The sequence below is a fragment of the Bythopirellula polymerisocia genome, assembly GCF_007860015.1.
GTDB classification, from domain to species: domain Bacteria; phylum Planctomycetota; class Planctomycetia; order Pirellulales; family Lacipirellulaceae; genus Bythopirellula; species Bythopirellula polymerisocia.
In genome coordinates, this window is record NZ_SJPS01000001.1 from 1,249,633 (window position 1) to 1,266,349 (window position 16,717).

The window sequence follows — 16,717 nt, forward strand, 5'->3', positions numbered from 1 at the left end:
GTTGAGAGCCTGACATATTTTTATGAGGATGTTCACGATGGAACACGCACAACATTATTCTCCTTTTCCGGCTAAGCAGGGATTGTATGATCCGGCCCATGAACACGATTCATGCGGTGTGGGCTTTGTTGCCCATATAAAAGGGGAACGGAGCCACCAGATTCTGCTTGATGCCGAGCAGGTATTGCGCAACATGGATCACCGCGGCGCATGCGGTTGTGAGGCTAATACGGGCGACGGTGCGGGGATACTGACGGCTTTGCCCTTCGATTTTCTCAATAAGGTGGTCAAGAACGAACTGAACGTAGATCTTCCTGCCCCTGGAAGCTTTGCCGCCGGCAATGTGTTTCTGCCGAAAGATTCTCAGGAGCGGGCCAAATGCAAAGCGGTCGTCGAAGAGCTCATCAAGGTCCACGGCCAGCAGTTGGTCGGTTGGCGCGAAGTACCCACGGATGTCAAAAAAGCAGATATCGGCCCATCGGCATTGGCTGGCGAACCTGCTATTGAGCAGTTGATTATTGCGGCTGGAAAAAAGTTCACTGGAGACGCCTTCGAGCGGCAGCTCTACCTGATTCGCAAACAAGCCAGCAATCGACTGCGGTCCGACAGTTCTCTCTCGCAAGCAAAAATGTTCTACATCTGCTCGCTCTCGAGCAAGGTGATCATCTACAAGGGGATGCTCACGACCGAGCAATTGTTCCAATACTATCCTGACCTTAGCGACAAAGACTTCACGAGCCATCTGGCGATGGTGCATTCGCGGTTTTCGACCAACACGTTCCCCTCTTGGGACCGTGCTCAGCCCCTCCGGTTCATGAGCCACAATGGAGAGATCAACACTCTGCGCGGCAACAAGAACTGGATGCGAGCCCGGGAAGGGGTCATCGAGAGCAAACTGTTCGGCAAAGATTTGGAAAAGCTGTTTCCCGTTGCCGAGCCCGATTGCAGCGACTCGGGCACTTTTGATAACGTGTTGGAATTCCTCTTGATGAATGGCCGCTCCCTCCAAGAGTCGGTCATGATGATGGTCCCCGAGGCCTGGCAAAATCACCAGACTATGTCCGAGGAAAAGCGGGCGTTCTACGAATTTAATTCCGCACTGATGGAACCTTGGGACGGCCCGGCCTCGATCGTCTTTTCGGACGGCAAGGTGATCGGAGCCGTGCTCGACCGCAACGGGCTCAGGCCATCGCGTTACTATCTGACCCACGACGACCGCGTCATCATGGCGAGCGAAGTGGGAGTACTGCGGTCCATCGAACCAAAAAACGTTAAAGCCAAGGGCCGCCTTCAGCCGGGACGCATGTTTCTCATCGATTTCGAAGAAGGTCGTTTGATTCCAGACGAGGAGCTCAAGAGCGATTTCGCTTCTCGGCTTCCTTACAAGACTTGGCTGAACAATCAGCGGATTGACTTGAACGAACTTGAACCCAACAAGGAGCCTCATGGATTCGACAGCACCACGCTCATGGAGCGGATGCAGGCGTTTGGTTTTACGATCGAATCGATGAGCTTCATGCTGTTGCCATTGATCACGGCGGAAAAGGACCCCATAGGCTCGATGGGGAACGATTCCTGTTTGGCATGTCTCTCGGACAAGCCCCGGCTGATTTATGATTACTTCAAGCAACTCTTTGCACAGGTTACCAACCCAGCGATTGATTCCATCCGCGAGGAAGTGATCATGTCGTTGGAGTGCTACATTGGTCCAGAGCAGAACTTGCTCGAAACCACCAAGGAACACGCCCACCGGCTGCGCTTGCCGCACCCGATTCTCTCCAATGAGCAGATGGCTTCGCTCAAACACATCGATCATCGTGGCTGGAAAGCCAAGGTGATCGACATCACTTGGCCTAAGAGCGAGGGCAAGGCTGGCATGGTGGCCGCGCTGGAACGCATTTGTGCCAAAGCCGAAGCGGCTGTCGATAAAGGTTACTCTCTCGTAGTGCTTTCCGATCGTCAAATATCTGCCGACCGTGTGCCGCTGAGTTCCCTGCTTGCTACCGGAGCTGTACATCACCATCTGGTAAAGCAGACCAAGCGTACCCAGATTGGTTTGGTCGTTGAGACGGGGGAAGCCCGCGAAGTACACCACCATTGCCTGCTGATTGGCTACGGAGCCGACGCGATCAATCCCTATCTGGCATTCGAGGCACTTTGGCAGGCACGGCGCGACGGCCTTTTGGAATCGGGCGAACCGACCGTTAGCGATGAGGAAGCGGGTGAAGGCTATGCCAGTCCTGCAATCTCTGCTACCGCCAACGGCGAATTGTACGACCCGGTCACCAAAGAAGACCACGATCTGGTAAAGAAGTATCGCACGGGTGTCGCCAAAGGGATGCTCAAGGTGATGGCCAAGATTGGCATCTCGACGTTGCAAAGTTATAAGGGAGCACAAATATTTGAAGCCGTCGGACTCAAGAGTGACGTCATCGATCGGTGCTTTGTCGGGACTGCCAGTCGAATTCAAGGTGTTGACTTCGACATCCTGGCCGAAGAGGCCATGCGCCGGCACACGCTTGGTTATCCCGAGATGAAATCCTCGCGGCTGCCGCTACTTCCCAATCCGGGCGAGTTTCATTGGCGCGCCGAAGGAGAGCGACATATGTGGGACCCGCAAGCGATTGCGGATATCCAGATAGCCGCTCGCGCCGGGGATCAAGATTCCTATCGACGGTTTGCCGAGCACATCAACCACGACGCCGCGACCCGTTGTCAGCTCAGAGGATTGTTGAAATTCAAAGAGAGTGCCAAGCCAATCCCTCTCGACGAAGTGATGTCTACCAAAGAGATCGTCAAACGCTTTTGTACAGGAGCGATGTCATTTGGCTCGATCTCCGCTGAAGCCCACGAGAGTCTGGCCATCGCGATGAATCGATTGGGCGGTAAGAGCAACACGGGCGAAGGTGGAGAAGATCCCGTTCGCTTTCAACCACTTCCCGACGGTGATTCCAAGCGATCCGCAATCAAGCAGGTCGCTTCGGGTCGGTTTGGGGTGACGATCAACTATCTCACCAACGCCGATGAGTTGCAGATCAAGATCTCTCAGGGTGCAAAACCGGGTGAAGGGGGTGAGCTACCAGGTCGCAAAGTGGACGCCACGATCGCGCGGATTCGCTATTCCACGCCAGGTGTAGGCTTGATCAGTCCCCCACCGCATCACGACATTTACTCGATCGAAGACCTCAAGCAATTGATTCACGATCTTAAAAATGCGAACCGCGCCGCGCGGGTGAGCGTGAAGCTGGTCTCCGAGGTGGGAGTCGGTACGATTGCCGCCGGGGTGGCGAAGGGCTTCGCCGACCATATCCTGATTTCCGGTGACGGCGGCGGCACTGGCGCTTCGCCTCTCACGAGCATCAAGCATGCGGGGTTGCCTTGGGAACTGGGAATCGCTGAAACGCACCAGACCCTGGTGCTCAACGACTTGCGCAGCCGCGTTGTCTTGCAGACCGACGGTGGACTAAAGACGGGGCGAGACGTCGTGATTGCGGCGATGTTGGGGGCCGAGGAATTTGGTTTCTCGACTGCGCCACTAATCACCTTAGGTTGCATTATGATGCGAAAGTGTCATTTGAACACCTGTCCGGTCGGCATTGCTACGCAGGACCCGGAATTACGCGCCAAGTTTGCCGGCAAGCCCGAGCACGTGGTGAACTATCTGTTCATGGTCGCGGAGGATGCCCGCCAAATCATGGCCGAACTCGGTTTCCGCACGATCAATGAAATGGTCGGCCGAGTGGACTGCCTGGAGACCGACGCTGCGATTAAGCATTGGAAAGCGGACGGGCTGGACCTCACGTCGCTGCTCTCCCCGGTCAAAAAACCACGCCCCGATGTCGGCACCTACTGGACCCAGCCGCAAAATCATGGACTGGAGCACTCGCTCGACATGACGAAACTCCTGGACTTGGCTAAGCCGGCCCTGGAGCGTGGCGACAAGGTCCGTGAAGAACTAGCAATTGTCAACACCGACCGCACGGTTGGCACGATCCTCTCCAACGAGATCTGCAAGAAGTGGGGCGCTGAATGTCTGCCGGACGATACGATTCACTTTAAATTCCACGGCTCGGCGGGACAAAGCTTCGGCGCGTTTTTGGCCAGGGGTGTCACGCTAGAGCTCGAAGGAGACGCCAACGACTATGTCGGCAAGGGCCTCTCTGGTGGACGCATTGTAATTTATCCTTCCAAGGAAGCGACCTTTGCCGCCGAGGACAATATTTTAGTTGGCAATGTCTGCCTGTATGGTGCCACGGGAGGCTTGGCGTTCTTCCGAGGCCGTGCTGCCGAGCGATTTGCTGTGCGAAACAGCGGAGCCCACACGGTAATTGAAGGCGTGGGCGATCACGGCTGTGAGTACATGACCGGTGGTCGTGTGGTGATACTCGGTCCGACAGGCCGCAATTTCGCCGCGGGCATGAGTGGTGGCATCGCCTACATCTGGGACCCCAACGACAACTTGCTCGCCAACTGCAACCTCGGCATGGTTGCCCTGGAGAAAGTTGATGATGAAGATGACGTAGATGAACTCAAGCAGCTGATTGAGATGCACCAGAATTACACGGGTTCCGCTGTAGCCGCAGATATCCTCGACCGCTGGGATGAGCGTCTGCTGCAATTCGTCAAGGTTATGCCCATCGATTACAAACGAGTCCTGCAGGAGCAGAAACAATTCAAGGAAACCGCGACGGTTTGATGCATAAATTCAAGACTCTCGCAAAGGCGCTAAGGCGCCAAGGGAGTCTGACTGGCAGCGTATTCGTCTTGTTTAAGTATTTTGGGAACTGTTAGCTAGTAGAAAGATGCATGAAAACCCCATTTCTAAGGAGATCGTAGACGCTGCATTCAAGGTTCATACAACCCTTGGTCCCGGTCTACTCGAATCAGTCTACGAGAGTGTTTTGGCTTATGAATTGAACAAGCGAGGGCTCACAGTTGAGCGACAATTGCCTGTCTTAGTCATGTATGATGGCGTATTGTTTGAGGACGGATATCGATTGGATTTGTTGGTGGAGGGGAAGATAATTGTCGAAGTCAAATCGATCGAGCAACTAGCGAACATCCACAAAAAGCAACTACTTACTTACCTTCGTCTGACGAATATGAAGTTGGGTTTGCTCATAAACTTTAACGAAGAAGTTATCCGGAACGGAATCACGCGGATCGTGAATGGTCTCGATCTGGACTAATAGAAAAACTCTCTCCACTTTGCGCCTTTGCGCCTTTGCGAGAGACAACTTAAACAGAATTTAGATGGCGTAACATGGGAAAACCTACCGGATTTAAAGAGTTTCAGCGCGAAGTAGTCCCCTATCGCGACCCTCTCAAGCGGGCGGCAGATTTCTTGGAGATCTACACCGAGCCGATCGTGGATCAATTGCGTACCCAGGGTGCGCGCTGTATGGACTGCGGGGTGCCGTTCTGCCAGTCGAATCATGGTTGTCCGATCGACAATCTGATTCCCGAATGGAATGACTTGGTCTATCAAAATCGCTGGCGCGACGCGCTAGACCGCTTGCATAAGACGAACAACTTCCCCGAGTTTACGGGCCGCGCTTGTCCTGCCCCTTGCGAGGGTGCATGCGTGCTGGGGATCACCAATCCCCCGGTGACGATCAAGAACATCGAAAACGCGATTATCGACCGCGGGTTTGCCGAGGGTTGGGTCGTGGCCCAACCCCCCAGCGAGCGTACCGGCCTGCGGGTCGCCATTGTCGGCAGTGGTCCCGCAGGATTGGCTGCCGCCGCGCAGCTCAACAAGGCCGGCCATGCCGTAACTGTCTACGAGCGGGCCGATCGCATCGGTGGGCTGTTGATGTACGGCATCCCGAACATGAAGCTCGACAAGGGAGTCGTCGAGCGCCGTGTGAATCTTCTGCGCGAAGAAGGGGTCGAGTTCGTCACTTGTGCCCACGTTGGCAGAAAAGAAGATTTTCCTGCGGGGCACATGACTCAGATCATGCAAGAGCGTGGTTGCGAGATGCAATTCATCGATCCGCAGGAACTCATTGAGGAGTACGATGCGGTACTCATGGCCACGGGGGCTACTAAGTCCTTCGACCCCACGGGTCGTTGCCCAGGTCGCGACTTGAAAGGGATCCATCTGGCGATGGATTTTCTCACCCGCAACACCAAGAGTCTATTGGACTCAGAACTTGCTGACAAAAAATATCTCTCTGCCAAGGACAAGCATGTGATCGTCATCGGTGGTGGTGACACGGGAGCAGACTGCATCGGTACCTCACTCCGCCACGGAGCAAAGAGCATCGTCAATTTTGAACTGTTGGATACGCCTCCCGCCGAGCGAGCTCCAAATAATCCATGGCCGCAGTGGCCGCGTGTCTATCGTGTCGACTACTCCCACGCCGAGACGAAGGCCCGCCTAGGTGAAGATCCCCGCCAGTTCAATGTGTTGACCAAAGAGTTTGTCGATGATGGCCAAGGTCATATCAGCGGAGTTAAAACCGTAACCGTGGACTGGTCCAAACCAGGCGAGAAGGCCCCGTTCAGCGAAGTCCCGGGGAGCGAAAAAGTCTGGCCCGCCGATTTGGTATTCCTGGCTACCGGATTCGTCGGTCCCGAACTCGAAGTCGGCGAAATGCTGGGCATCGAAACGCAGAACCCGCGCGGCAATTGGCAGACATTTGCCGCCGAGCATGGCTCGTTTACCACAAACATGGAAAAGGTCTTCGCCGCTGGCGACTGCCGACGTGGCCAAAGTCTCGTTGTCTGGGCAATCAACGAAGGTCGTGGTGCAGCGCGTGCGATCGACGAATTCCTCACAGGGAATACCGTGCTATCTGCTCCAGGGCTGAACCTGCCCCAGCAGGTAGTCTAGGCGATACATAGTTTTAGTGTCTCCCGGTTTCCAACTGAGTCATAACTTGTCTGATATCACTAATTTATGCATTCGCTGAATGGACAACGAACTATGGAAGTATTGTTCCTCTCACTGCCGCCAATATTGCATTGCAACAAGTACCGGAACCAGCCAATGTATGCCTGATGCTCTTGAGAGATGTTGCTTTTGTAAATGCCCGACAGATTAAGCTCAATGGCTAAGATTGTGTGGCATACTTTCGAGAATTGGCATCGCGAATTTATGGAACTGGGGAGGGTGTCTAGGAGTTCCAGATTGTATTTCATTGCTTCAATTCGATCTGCCGCGAGACCTCTCGTTGGGCTACTCCTTTGCATTTCCGCTACGACCGCACAGGCGATACCCGATCCTCAAGATGTTGTGATGTACGAGGTTAACCTCCGAGCATTCAGCCAGGCAGGTGACTTGGCTGGGGTCACAGCCAGACTCGAAGAGATTCAATCGCTCGGCGCTAACACTCTTTGGCTCATGCCGATTCATCCGATTGGTCAACTAAACAGCGTAGGCCAACTCGGTTCGCCCTATTCGGTCATGGACTACGGCGTGGTGAGTAGTGAGTATGGTGCGCTATCCGACTTGAGTACGCTCGTCACTGATGCCCACAATCGAGGTATGTTTGTACTCATGGATTGGGTTGCCAATCACACGGCTTGGGATCACCAGTGGATAAATGCACATCCTGATTGGTATTCGCAGAACGCTCAGGGTCAGATCATCCATCCTCCGGGTACCAATTGGATGGATGTCGCCGACCTCAACTACAACAGCGCTGCCATGCGTTCGGCAATGATCAGTGAAATGCAGTACTGGGTTGCTGACGTAGGGATCGACGGGTTCCGGGCCGACGCGGCAGACTTTGTGCCTTTCGATTTCTGGCAGCAAGCGATTACTGCCGTTCGTAGCGCAACCCAACGTCCCTTGCTCATGTTAGCCGAGGGTGCTCGTACCGACCATTATGATGCCGGTTTCGATCTGACTTGGAGCTTTGGATTCTTTGGCGAGCTTGATAAGGTGTTCAATTCGTCTGGTTCAGCGAGATTACTTGGCCTCAAACACAACCAAGAGTTTTCGCAGATTCCTGCTGGCAAGAGCATCCTGCGATATACCACCAATCACGACGAGAGCGCATGGAATGCCACTCCTCCGGTACTTTTCGGAGGATTGAATGCCTCTCTGGCTGCTTATGCAGCAGTCATTGCCTATGACGGAACTCCCTTGGTCTATAACGGCCAAGAGATCGGCTGGTCAAACAACGTGCCCATTTTCTCGAAATCTCCGCTCGATTGGTCAACGGGGCAAAGTACCTCCGAGTGGTATAGCGATCTGTTAGATATCCGCGAGTCACACGAGGCTCTACGTGGAGGCGCCCTGACCGATCGCAGTAACACCGAAGTGGCGATGGTTCTTCGCGAAAACCAAGATGACCGGGTCCTGGTTTTGATCAATACCAGAAACTTTTCTGCCTCGATCTCGGTTCCATCTGACTGGCAAGGGGAGTGGATTGATCAATTCACGGGAAATTCTGAAACGCTGACTGCTTCCTATTCACTTGATGCCTATGAAGTCTTGTTCCTCTCTCCACCTACCGCTCAACCAGGAGATTTCGATCTGGATGGCGATGTTGATGGGGCCGACTTTTTTGCCTGGCAGCGAGGAGTACTAACGGATCCACCGAATGCTCTTGATCTATTGGAGTGGCAGACCAACTATGGAAATCCTGTACCGCAGGGAGCAACGGCCACGCCAGTTCCTGAGCCTGCTTCGGTTGGATTGCTATTTTTCACTTGCACAGTTTTAGTTGGGATATCTAGGCGCTCACATTCCTGGAGATAGCTTGAGGTGTTTCTGACTCCAACTGGCACTAGCAAATGACGTGCCATTTCCTTAGGCTTTGCCTAGAACGTTTTCCCGGCTTGCTATCACCGGTTGGAGGAAGAAAAGATAGCAAGTCCCCAAATTTTTTTGGGAGCTCCGAACATTCCTCTTGGCTGCCGCGTAGTGGGTTGAGATAATCAATAATCGAAGGTTATCCATGGTTCCATATTGTAAAACAATTGCTTTGGCAGCGACTCTGTCCCTACTGGTGGGCTTTGTTCCAGCCTACGCTGTAGGCATTCAGCTCGATGCGCCGCTACTTTTGTCCGCGGCTTCACTTGATACTGTTGGAATACATGCAGTAACACCGGCCCATCACAAAGTTCCACTCGCAGTCCGGAATGGGCAGCCTGCAGATGAGGTTCTCGATACTTTTGATCTCGAACTGGCACAGATTCAGTTGCAGTTCAATCTCAACCATTCCGCGGTCCAGTCTCCTGATCGCGGTTTTTGCTCTTTAGAGAATCCATTCGATCTTTCTTTGGTCAGTCAGCACGTGCGATTGCAGATTTAGGATTCCCGCCTGATCTGTAAATTCGTGTTTGATTTCTAAACCGACTGGCACCACGTGGTCCAAAATGGTGTTTATCACTCTGCGTGCCAATTAACACAAGGATTCATTTTATGTCCACTAAATCTTCAATTGTAACAATGTTGGTATCTACGATCGTACTGGCGAGTGTATCTGGATTTGCTTTGGCAAGTTCGACTGCGAAAGAGGCGAAGAAGAAGGAAAACAAGAAGCCTGACGTCACATGGAATGCTTTCTCTGCCACACAAAAATCCTTCGAGAAGAAGAAAGAGGAAGACAAGAAGAAATTGGCGGAAGCGTTGACGTACCCTTTGTTTTCGCAACCAAGTTCTTCACTCGATGCTCTGGCCTATCAGCCGACGCACTGGAAGCCAACCTCTTATATGGGTAGTTCACGGCGACACTGCCCGCAGCAGAGTCGCGCCTATCAGAGATCTGCTCCAGCGATGATCGGCTAATGTTGGCCCGTTTTGGTTTTCTCGTTAGGTGACAGCGACCACCCTGGCAACGTCATTGTTGCCAGGGTACGTCGTAAATCTATTTTTCGGCTTCTCCTAGTAGTCTCTTTTATTGACGATTCGAAACTTCTTTAACGAGAGCAAGATATGAGTTCCCCTCTTGATTTTAAAGTTCCATCAGTTCAATCCTCGTTGGAAGATACCAGCGAAGTCACAGATCAACTAGAATATCTCGACGATATTATTTTTCCCGCCATTGCTGGCGACGAAACGGCTCTCGACGAAGCAGGCACGGCATGGAAGACTGCGCTCGCATCACTCGGGTCAGAGGCTGTTCAAGAAACTCGTTGGGAATACCTTCGACACGCCAGGAGTACTTGGGATTTCTTGTGCCGTCAGTCGATTTACCAGCCAGAGCGGATTCTCGCTGTTGCAAAGATTATCCTGCTCCTTACTTCCGACGATGGAGGTTAATGAAACTGGAAGTGGCTCGCAGGCCACTTTCGTGATTCTGACATTTGGCCAGATTTCAAGTACGGGTTTACACGGAAATGCCAGCAAGTTCCAATGTGGCATCGTGTCGCACCAGACTGCGCGACCATCCCCCCCATTTCTCAGAAAGCAATCCCGTGTCTCGATCTGCCGTGATCTTTGATGTCGATGGCGTACTCATCGATTCTTACCAGGCCCACTACGATAGCTGGCTCAAGATGTTTGCTGAGAAGGGAGTCTCCTTCACAGAGCAGGAATTTCGCGCCACGTTCGGTCGCACCAGCCACGACATCATCGGTGCTCTCTATGGGGATAATCTCTCGGATGCGGAGATCCGCGAATGGGACGATCGCAAGGAAGCCCTTTATCGCGACATCATCCGCGAGTCCTTTCCCGCCATCGACGGAGCAGTCGAACTCTTGGATGCCCTCTCCGCTGAGGGATTTCGCTTGGCGGTCGGCTCGTCCGGCCCGCCGGAGAATATCTCGCTCACGCTCGACTGCCTGGGCCGATCCGAGTTGTTCGCAGCCAAAGTGACCCGCGTCGACGTAACGCGAGGCAAGCCTGATCCTCAGGTATTTCAGATTGCCGCAGAGCGACTCGGAGCGGAACCGAGTGAGTGTGTGGTAGTCGAAGATGCCCCAGCTGGCATCGAGGCCGCCAACCGCGCCGGCATGGCCAGCGTAGCGCTGACCGGCACAGCGACCCGCGAAGAAATGTCCCACGCCATGCTCGTGGTGGATAGTCTGCGAGAACTTACTCCCGCGAAGTTGCGATCGCTCTAGATCCCCCTTGAGGTCCTTTTGCTTGCGGTTTAGCGATTACAACCTTGTAACCGCTGACCTCCGTCGTCTTCCAGTAGTGATCACTCCAGCGGCGCAGGCTAGCAGCACCATCCCACTTGGTTCGGGAACGACCGTAAATCCCATGTCCCGCAGCGACTGGACGGTCGTCATACTGAGGAAAGGCTCTCCATAGTCGGGATCCAGCGCTCCGGTCATGAGTTCCATGGCGAAGTCACGGCCCTGGGCATCGGTGATGCCCGTCAGAGGAGACAAACTCCATGGATCGCTGGGATTGCCTTCTTGGGCGCTACTCCGCATGAGTTGGTTCCAGTGATTGTCGGGTGTGCCGGTACCACCAGCTTGCTCCACAGGCACGAACGTAGCCAAGGGATCGAACTCCATCTGGTAGGCCTGCACTCCATACGTGCCGGTATATTGGCCAGTACCCCCCATTGAGACACCGTTGTCATCCCAGAGTGTTCCAATTCCAAGTGCATGGCCGATTTCGTGGCCCAGGATGTCGTCGAGATAATTGAGCCCCAAGTAGGCAGGATTCGGATTGGTAGGACCTACGCCGTTCCAGCTTGCGTAAGCGTCGATCACTGCCGGGTTAACAAACAGCGTTCCAGTGGTCGACAAGTAAAAGCCACCTTGTGAGACGATCGACCCTGGCGCGGCAGCTGCGAAAGCCGACCCGGCTACGGTCGTGATAGAAACACCTGTGATACTGATCCCAGGTTGATAGCCTGTGATCACATTCTCCCAGCGTGCCTCTGCCAGATCGAGCGACGCCTGCAAAGAAGTAAGTTGGGAAGCGTTAAACCCACTCGAGTTGATGGATATCGACATGTCGAAAGCTGCTCGAGCAGGTTGACTGCCGACTAGACAAGTTACGAGACAGAGCAAACATAGAATTCTATTTAGCATCATAATTCCAGGAATTGTTTCAGCGAACCGTCCAATTGAGAAATCGTGCGCTAGGTAATAACACAAACTGATTGCTCAGCAGTAAGAACCAGAGCGAGGAGAGCGCAAGAAAGATCGGCGAGAAATACTCAGTTGATCAACGGCGCGATGAATACACGAGCAACAACCTGCAAAAAGCGGGTAGTAATGGGAGAAAAATGGACTTCCGGAGACTTGTCCTCGGCAATCTATATTGTAACCTCCAGGGTGTGGAAGGCAATGAATTGGTTGTTTCCACGAGAAAACGGCGATTCTTGCCTATTTGAACACACCATCCAACAAGAGAAGTCATTGGGGCGCGGCCAGCCGCGGAGCTGGACACGGCACATGTTTACCTCGCACGGCACTCGGCCGCGCCCCCGTTGAAACCCAATCTAATGACTACTCCTCTTTTTCTAATCCTTCCTCAGCCTGCTCCAGACGACCCTTGAACTCATTCTGGTCAGGATACCATTCGATCAACTTGCGATAGCACTTGGCCGCTTTGTCGAACTCCTTTTGCTCTAGATAATAGTCCGCCAGATTGATCGTCGCGTCATTAGGACCCTTACTGTTCTCGGCAATCCGCTCCCAGATCGCGACGGCCTCATCCAGCTTCCCTTCTTCTCTCATGATTACGGCCATACCCGTTAGGGCCCCCCAATGGTTCTCTTCAATGGTAATAGATTTTTCCAGCCAGGGCTTTGCTTCCTCATACTTCTTTTGATTCAACAGTGACCAACCAAGGCCATTCATAGCATGCGGATTCTCAGGTGTCTTTTCTAAGACGCTCCGAAACATCTCTTCTGAATTCTCGTAATCCCGGCTGAAAAAAACTTGCCAGGCCTCCTGGAAGGTGTTGTCTTGGTCGATTGCGTTGTGAACCAATTTCGGTTTCTCTTCGACCAGGTCCCCAACGATGACGGTCAGCCTACCTATTTGGTGCTCACCGGGTTCTAGATCCGATTCCTCCAGGTAGACGGTCCCAGCGCCGTCGATTCTTTCTAGGGCAGATGCCAACGTCTTGCCCCCCAGATAGACTTTAGCCCGCTTCGCAAGCTTGATCTCGCCATCAAAACCTCCCAGGATGCGAAGCGTCCCTGAGGACTCTTGCTCGTATTTCCCCGTGAACTTGCCAAAAATTACCCAATGCCCGTACGAGGCATTTCTCAGCCGGCCACTGACATTTCCACGAATCACCGTTGTGCTATAGCTTTGAGAATTGATAATCCCCTCGACGTCGCCGTGGCAATAGACGAGTGCATAGCTGTCTATCAATACGGAACCCGATTTACCAATTCCGTCCAAGAAGAGCAATGTCTGGTAATTATCGACGCGGACAGGCGCTGACAACGGCTCTGTGAACTCAAAAGTTCCTGGTTGATCATCGCTATAGCCCTTTGCATCCGCGTCCAACTTGAGCTTTTTTCCACCCGGCTGGCTTCGTACCAGGTTTGCCATCAAACCATCGGGCCATGACGATTTCGTAGGAAATAGTTCCAACCGATCCTCGTCATACTTGGAGAGAGAGTCGGACAATACTTGATCGAAGGACAGATCGTAACAAATGATCGTTCGACGTAAATCTTCCAGGGCCGCATCGGCCTCAGTGGATGGTTCGGTTTTCTCCTCTTCGACTTCTTCGGTAACTTCCGGTTTGCCCGCCGGTTGGAGCATGATCTTCAAGTCTTCCGGCAACTTCTCATTTTTCACCGCTTCCAGCATCCGCTGCGCTTCGACGTTGTTGGGATCTTGCGCTAGGCGCTCGACCCATGGCTTCGCCTTCTTGAAATCCCCCTGAATCAAATACAGTCGGGCCAACCCATACCAGGCAGCCGGAGCATTGGGCGCGGCCTTCTTGAGATACTTCTCTGCCTGAGGAAGCTCTCCCCACATGAGATAGATCTGACCCAGTCCGTTCAGGCCCGCCGGGTGTTTCGGCTTAAGCTTCACACATTGCTCAAATGCCTTAATCGCTTCAGTGCTTCTACCACCGTTGAATTGCGTCCAGCCCAGCCCATTCCAGGCGTCGGCATCCTTGGGGTTCAATTCGACCGACTTGGCAAACTTCTCTTCGGCATCGGCAAACTGCTGTTTCTGCCAAAGCTGCCAACCCTCCTTACTCAATTGCTGAGCTTCATTGACGTCTGCCCGCGACACGGTCGCCGCCGTCAGACCAGTCATAATGAACCAAAGTACTGTCGTCATGGCTACTCCTCCAACTAGAATTACAGACAACCAAAGTATCCGCTTGCGGCGGCGTTGTTGGTCGTCGTGAAGTGACCGGACCAACAATTGATCCGATTCCAGGAGTGCCGAGTCCAGGATTTCTTGTTCGTCACGAGGCAACGTGGTTTTATCGTTGCTCTCGGAAGTTGATTGACTGTGTGCCATAGTAGTAGCCGTTAGCTGTTAGTCCTTAGCAATTGGTCATTGGTTATTGGACATTCTCTATATCGCCTTGATCAGTTGGGCCGCGGTCTCTGCAGAGAGCTTTCCGGCGCTCACCGCGTCGAGAATCGAACCTTTCGTCTTCTGTGTACGACCTATCTCCTCGCGAAGGGCCGCGATCACCTTGTCAAGTCGCGATCGCACGGTCGGATAACTGACCCCCGTCTGTTCGGCGATTTCCTTGAGACTCCCGCTGGCTAGTACGAATATTTCTATGAACCTCTGGTGCTCCACGGGCAAGTTTGCCAACCGTGCGGTAGGAAAAGTCGCCTCGACCGCAATTTGGCAGGCGTGACACGTCATGCGACTGACGGTCATCGCCTGCTGGCAATAAGGGCATTCAGCGTTGGGGGTCTTAGGTTCCATGTTTCACTTTATGTATTGATTTCTCTCCGAATATGAATAAAATGTAGTTCCATGTCAATAAGTTTTCATTAAATGTATTTCTGATTTCAGCCAGGTTACTTGATTTGAGTTCGCCGCAGTTCCGCAGTCGACTGGCTCCCTCGCCCACGGGTGCCTTGCACTTGGGGAACGCGCGGACCTTTCTAGTGAACTGGGCTCTCGCTCGGCAACGTGGCTGGCAAATCATGTTGCGAATCGAAGACCTGGATGGACCGCGCGTGAAACCCGGTGCGGCTGAAGAGTCGATTGAAATTCTCCAATGGCTGGGGCTCGACTGGGACGAAGGTCCCACTTATCAACTTGCTGACTTAACTCCCTACCAGGCAGCACTCTATCAACTTGCCTCACAGGGAGACATCTACTCCTGCACATGCACGCGGAAAGAAATTGAAGCGGCCAGCCTCTCCGCACCGCATGGCGACGAGCACGAGCTGCGGTACCCTGGCACTTGCCGTCCTTCCCAGCCAGTGCCACTTGCCGCCGAGCAATTGCTCAACAAGGGTACCGCGCTGCGGCTGCGCGTCCCGCAGGGAGTCGTGAAATTTGTCGATCAATTCGCTGGAGAGCAATCGCTCGATGTCGACGAATCAGTCGGCGATTTCCTTGTCGCTACCAAGTTGGGGCTCCCCGGTTATCAACTGGCAGTGGTCGTGGACGACGCGCGGCAAGCTATCGACCAAGTGGTGAGGAGCGATGACCTCTTGAGTTCCACACCGCGCCAAATGATCCTCTACGAGAAGTTGGGCCTGGGTCCGCTGCCGCAGTACACACACTTGCCACTGGTCGTCGGCGAAGATGGCCGCCGCTTAGCCAAGCGCCACGGCGACAGTCGGCTTTCATATTTCCGGGAACTGGGCGTACCGCCCGATCGCATCATCGGACTGCTGGCCGAGTGGTGTGGACTGAGTGACCGACAACCTATGACAGCCAAAGGATTTCTCCAACTGTTCGAATTGCAGTGCCTACCGTTTGAGCAGGTTGTGTACACGTCAAGCGACGAAGCGTGGTTACTAGGAAATGATTAGTAAGCTTGGATTCACGCTCTCTGGAGAGTCTCGCAAGAACGTTCGCCGAAGACTAAAAAGTATTCTGAGGCAAATCTACCTAGATGACCCACGCCGCTGGCGGTTGCCAGTGATTTCACCGAGGTCGCTTCTCGTGATTCTATCAAGAGATTACGGCGAATCTGATTCAATCTTGCCACTGCAATGAGTTGCCTGGGGGACAAATCGTAGACTTCTTTGCAGATCCGCTGGAGCTAGCGCTCCTGTAGTCCCGTCTTATCCATCAAATGACTGATTCGAAAAGGTCCTGTTTGCTGTGCATCGAGTAATGTTTCAATCCGATCGACCAAGTAGCGCTGGCGAAGAACCCTTTTCTCCTTACGAACTTTATACAAAGATGCCTCAGAAAGAGCAGCCAATAGCTTTTCCAATATGCGAAATTCGACCAACTGAGCTGGCACCGACAAATTGGGTGAAAAATCTTGCTGACTTAAAACGATGATTGCATCCAACTCAGTTTTTAGCTCTGCTGCTTTCTCTCTCGGAATCGTCCTGTTGATACAATCGCGCAAAGGTATTTCGACTTCCTGCCCCGAGAGGGAAATTGCCAGCGACTGAAAGAATTCTCGCCGCATCTGCAGGGAATACCAGGGAGCTGAAGGCATTGTACGGTAATCGATTGCCGTCCCCTCTGCGTAGAAATGAATCTGGTCGGAGCTGACATCGTGACCATTCACCCAGGCAGTCTCGCGCGAACTCGAAGTCATGCCGATTAAAATCCAACCTTCTGGCACCGCCCCTCGTGCGAAGCATGGAAGAGCGTAGCACCTTCGATCGAGACGGCAGTTGGGTAAATTCAACCGATCGAGCTGTCCGACAAAGTTTCCCCC

The 16,717-nt window shown here is 53.3% G+C and carries 14 protein-coding genes; 9 read left to right on the forward strand and 5 right to left on the reverse strand.

Annotated elements, in window-relative coordinates; translation table 11 throughout:
* Positions 1–37 precede the first annotated feature (37 nt).
* The 8 genes from Pla144_RS04950 (at position 38) to Pla144_RS04985 (ending at position 11,022) form a co-directional block, all read left to right on the forward strand.
* Positions 38–4,696 carry a glutamate synthase-related protein gene (locus tag Pla144_RS04950; protein ID WP_146448348.1) on the forward strand — a complete coding sequence of 1,553 codons (4,659 nt, stop codon included), beginning with the start codon at positions 38–40 and terminating at the stop codon, positions 4,694–4,696.
* A 106-nt stretch (positions 4,697–4,802) separates the two neighbouring features.
* The gene (locus Pla144_RS04955) at positions 4,803–5,189 is read left to right on the forward strand and encodes a GxxExxY protein (RefSeq protein ID WP_146448349.1); all 387 of its coding nucleotides are present in this window, start codon (positions 4,803–4,805) and stop codon (positions 5,187–5,189) included.
* 74 nt (positions 5,190–5,263) lie between these two features.
* On the forward strand, positions 5,264–6,838 hold the full coding sequence (locus Pla144_RS04960) for a glutamate synthase subunit beta (protein WP_146448352.1): 1,575 nt from the start codon (positions 5,264–5,266) through the stop codon (positions 6,836–6,838).
* A 405-nt stretch (positions 6,839–7,243) separates the two neighbouring features.
* The gene (locus Pla144_RS04965) at positions 7,244–8,713 is read left to right on the forward strand and encodes an alpha-amylase family glycosyl hydrolase (protein WP_197530387.1); all 1,470 of its coding nucleotides are present in this window, start codon (positions 7,244–7,246) and stop codon (positions 8,711–8,713) included.
* A 199-nt stretch (positions 8,714–8,912) separates the two neighbouring features.
* A complete protein-coding gene (locus Pla144_RS04970; protein WP_146448356.1) occupies positions 8,913–9,269 on the forward strand; it encodes a hypothetical protein in 357 nt (118 codons plus the stop codon).
* A gap of 110 nt (positions 9,270–9,379) precedes the next feature.
* The gene (locus Pla144_RS04975; protein ID WP_146448359.1) at positions 9,380–9,745 is read left to right on the forward strand and encodes a hypothetical protein; all 366 of its coding nucleotides are present in this window, start codon (positions 9,380–9,382) and stop codon (positions 9,743–9,745) included.
* A gap of 147 nt (positions 9,746–9,892) precedes the next feature.
* Positions 9,893–10,219: a hypothetical protein gene (locus tag Pla144_RS04980; RefSeq protein WP_146448362.1), complete on the forward strand. Its 327-nt coding sequence runs from the start codon at positions 9,893–9,895 to the stop codon at positions 10,217–10,219.
* Positions 10,220–10,374: 155 nt separating this feature from the next.
* Complete coding sequence (locus tag Pla144_RS04985) at positions 10,375–11,022, forward strand: HAD family hydrolase (protein WP_197530388.1); 648 nt, start codon at positions 10,375–10,377, stop codon at positions 11,020–11,022.
* Positions 11,023–11,058: 36 nt separating this feature from the next.
* Here Pla144_RS04985 and Pla144_RS04990 read toward each other — a convergent pair whose 3' ends face one another.
* The 3 genes from Pla144_RS04990 to Pla144_RS05000 form a co-directional block, all read right to left on the reverse strand.
* Positions 11,059–11,871 carry a PEP-CTERM sorting domain-containing protein gene (locus tag Pla144_RS04990; protein WP_146448366.1) on the reverse strand — a complete coding sequence of 271 codons (813 nt, stop codon included), beginning with the start codon at positions 11,869–11,871 and terminating at the stop codon, positions 11,059–11,061.
* 498 nt (positions 11,872–12,369) lie between these two features.
* Entirely contained in the window at positions 12,370–14,361 is a 1,992-nt protein-coding gene (locus tag Pla144_RS04995) for a tetratricopeptide repeat protein (protein WP_146448369.1), read from the reverse strand.
* 57 nt (positions 14,362–14,418) lie between these two features.
* On the reverse strand, positions 14,419–14,784 hold the full coding sequence (locus tag Pla144_RS05000) for a DUF2089 domain-containing protein (RefSeq protein ID WP_146448372.1): 366 nt from the start codon (positions 14,782–14,784) through the stop codon (positions 14,419–14,421).
* A 104-nt stretch (positions 14,785–14,888) separates the two neighbouring features.
* On the opposite strand from Pla144_RS05000, the gene gluQRS reads away from it, so the two are divergent.
* Positions 14,889–15,848 (forward strand): tRNA glutamyl-Q(34) synthetase GluQRS, encoded by a 960-nt coding sequence (gene gluQRS, locus Pla144_RS05005; protein WP_146448374.1) that lies wholly within the window; start codon positions 14,889–14,891, stop codon positions 15,846–15,848.
* An 11-nt stretch (positions 15,849–15,859) separates the two neighbouring features.
* Here the strand turns inward: gluQRS and Pla144_RS25440 are convergent, their stop codons facing one another.
* Together Pla144_RS25440 and Pla144_RS05015 are read right to left on the reverse strand one after the other, a co-directional pair.
* The gene (locus Pla144_RS25440; protein ID WP_146449049.1) at positions 15,860–16,072 is read right to left on the reverse strand and encodes a helix-turn-helix domain-containing protein; all 213 of its coding nucleotides are present in this window, start codon (positions 16,070–16,072) and stop codon (positions 15,860–15,862) included.
* 9 nt (positions 16,073–16,081) lie between these two features.
* Positions 16,082–16,594 carry a hypothetical protein gene (locus tag Pla144_RS05015; RefSeq protein WP_146448376.1) on the reverse strand — a complete coding sequence of 171 codons (513 nt, stop codon included), beginning with the start codon at positions 16,592–16,594 and terminating at the stop codon, positions 16,082–16,084.
* Positions 16,595–16,717: the final 123 nt, after the last annotated feature.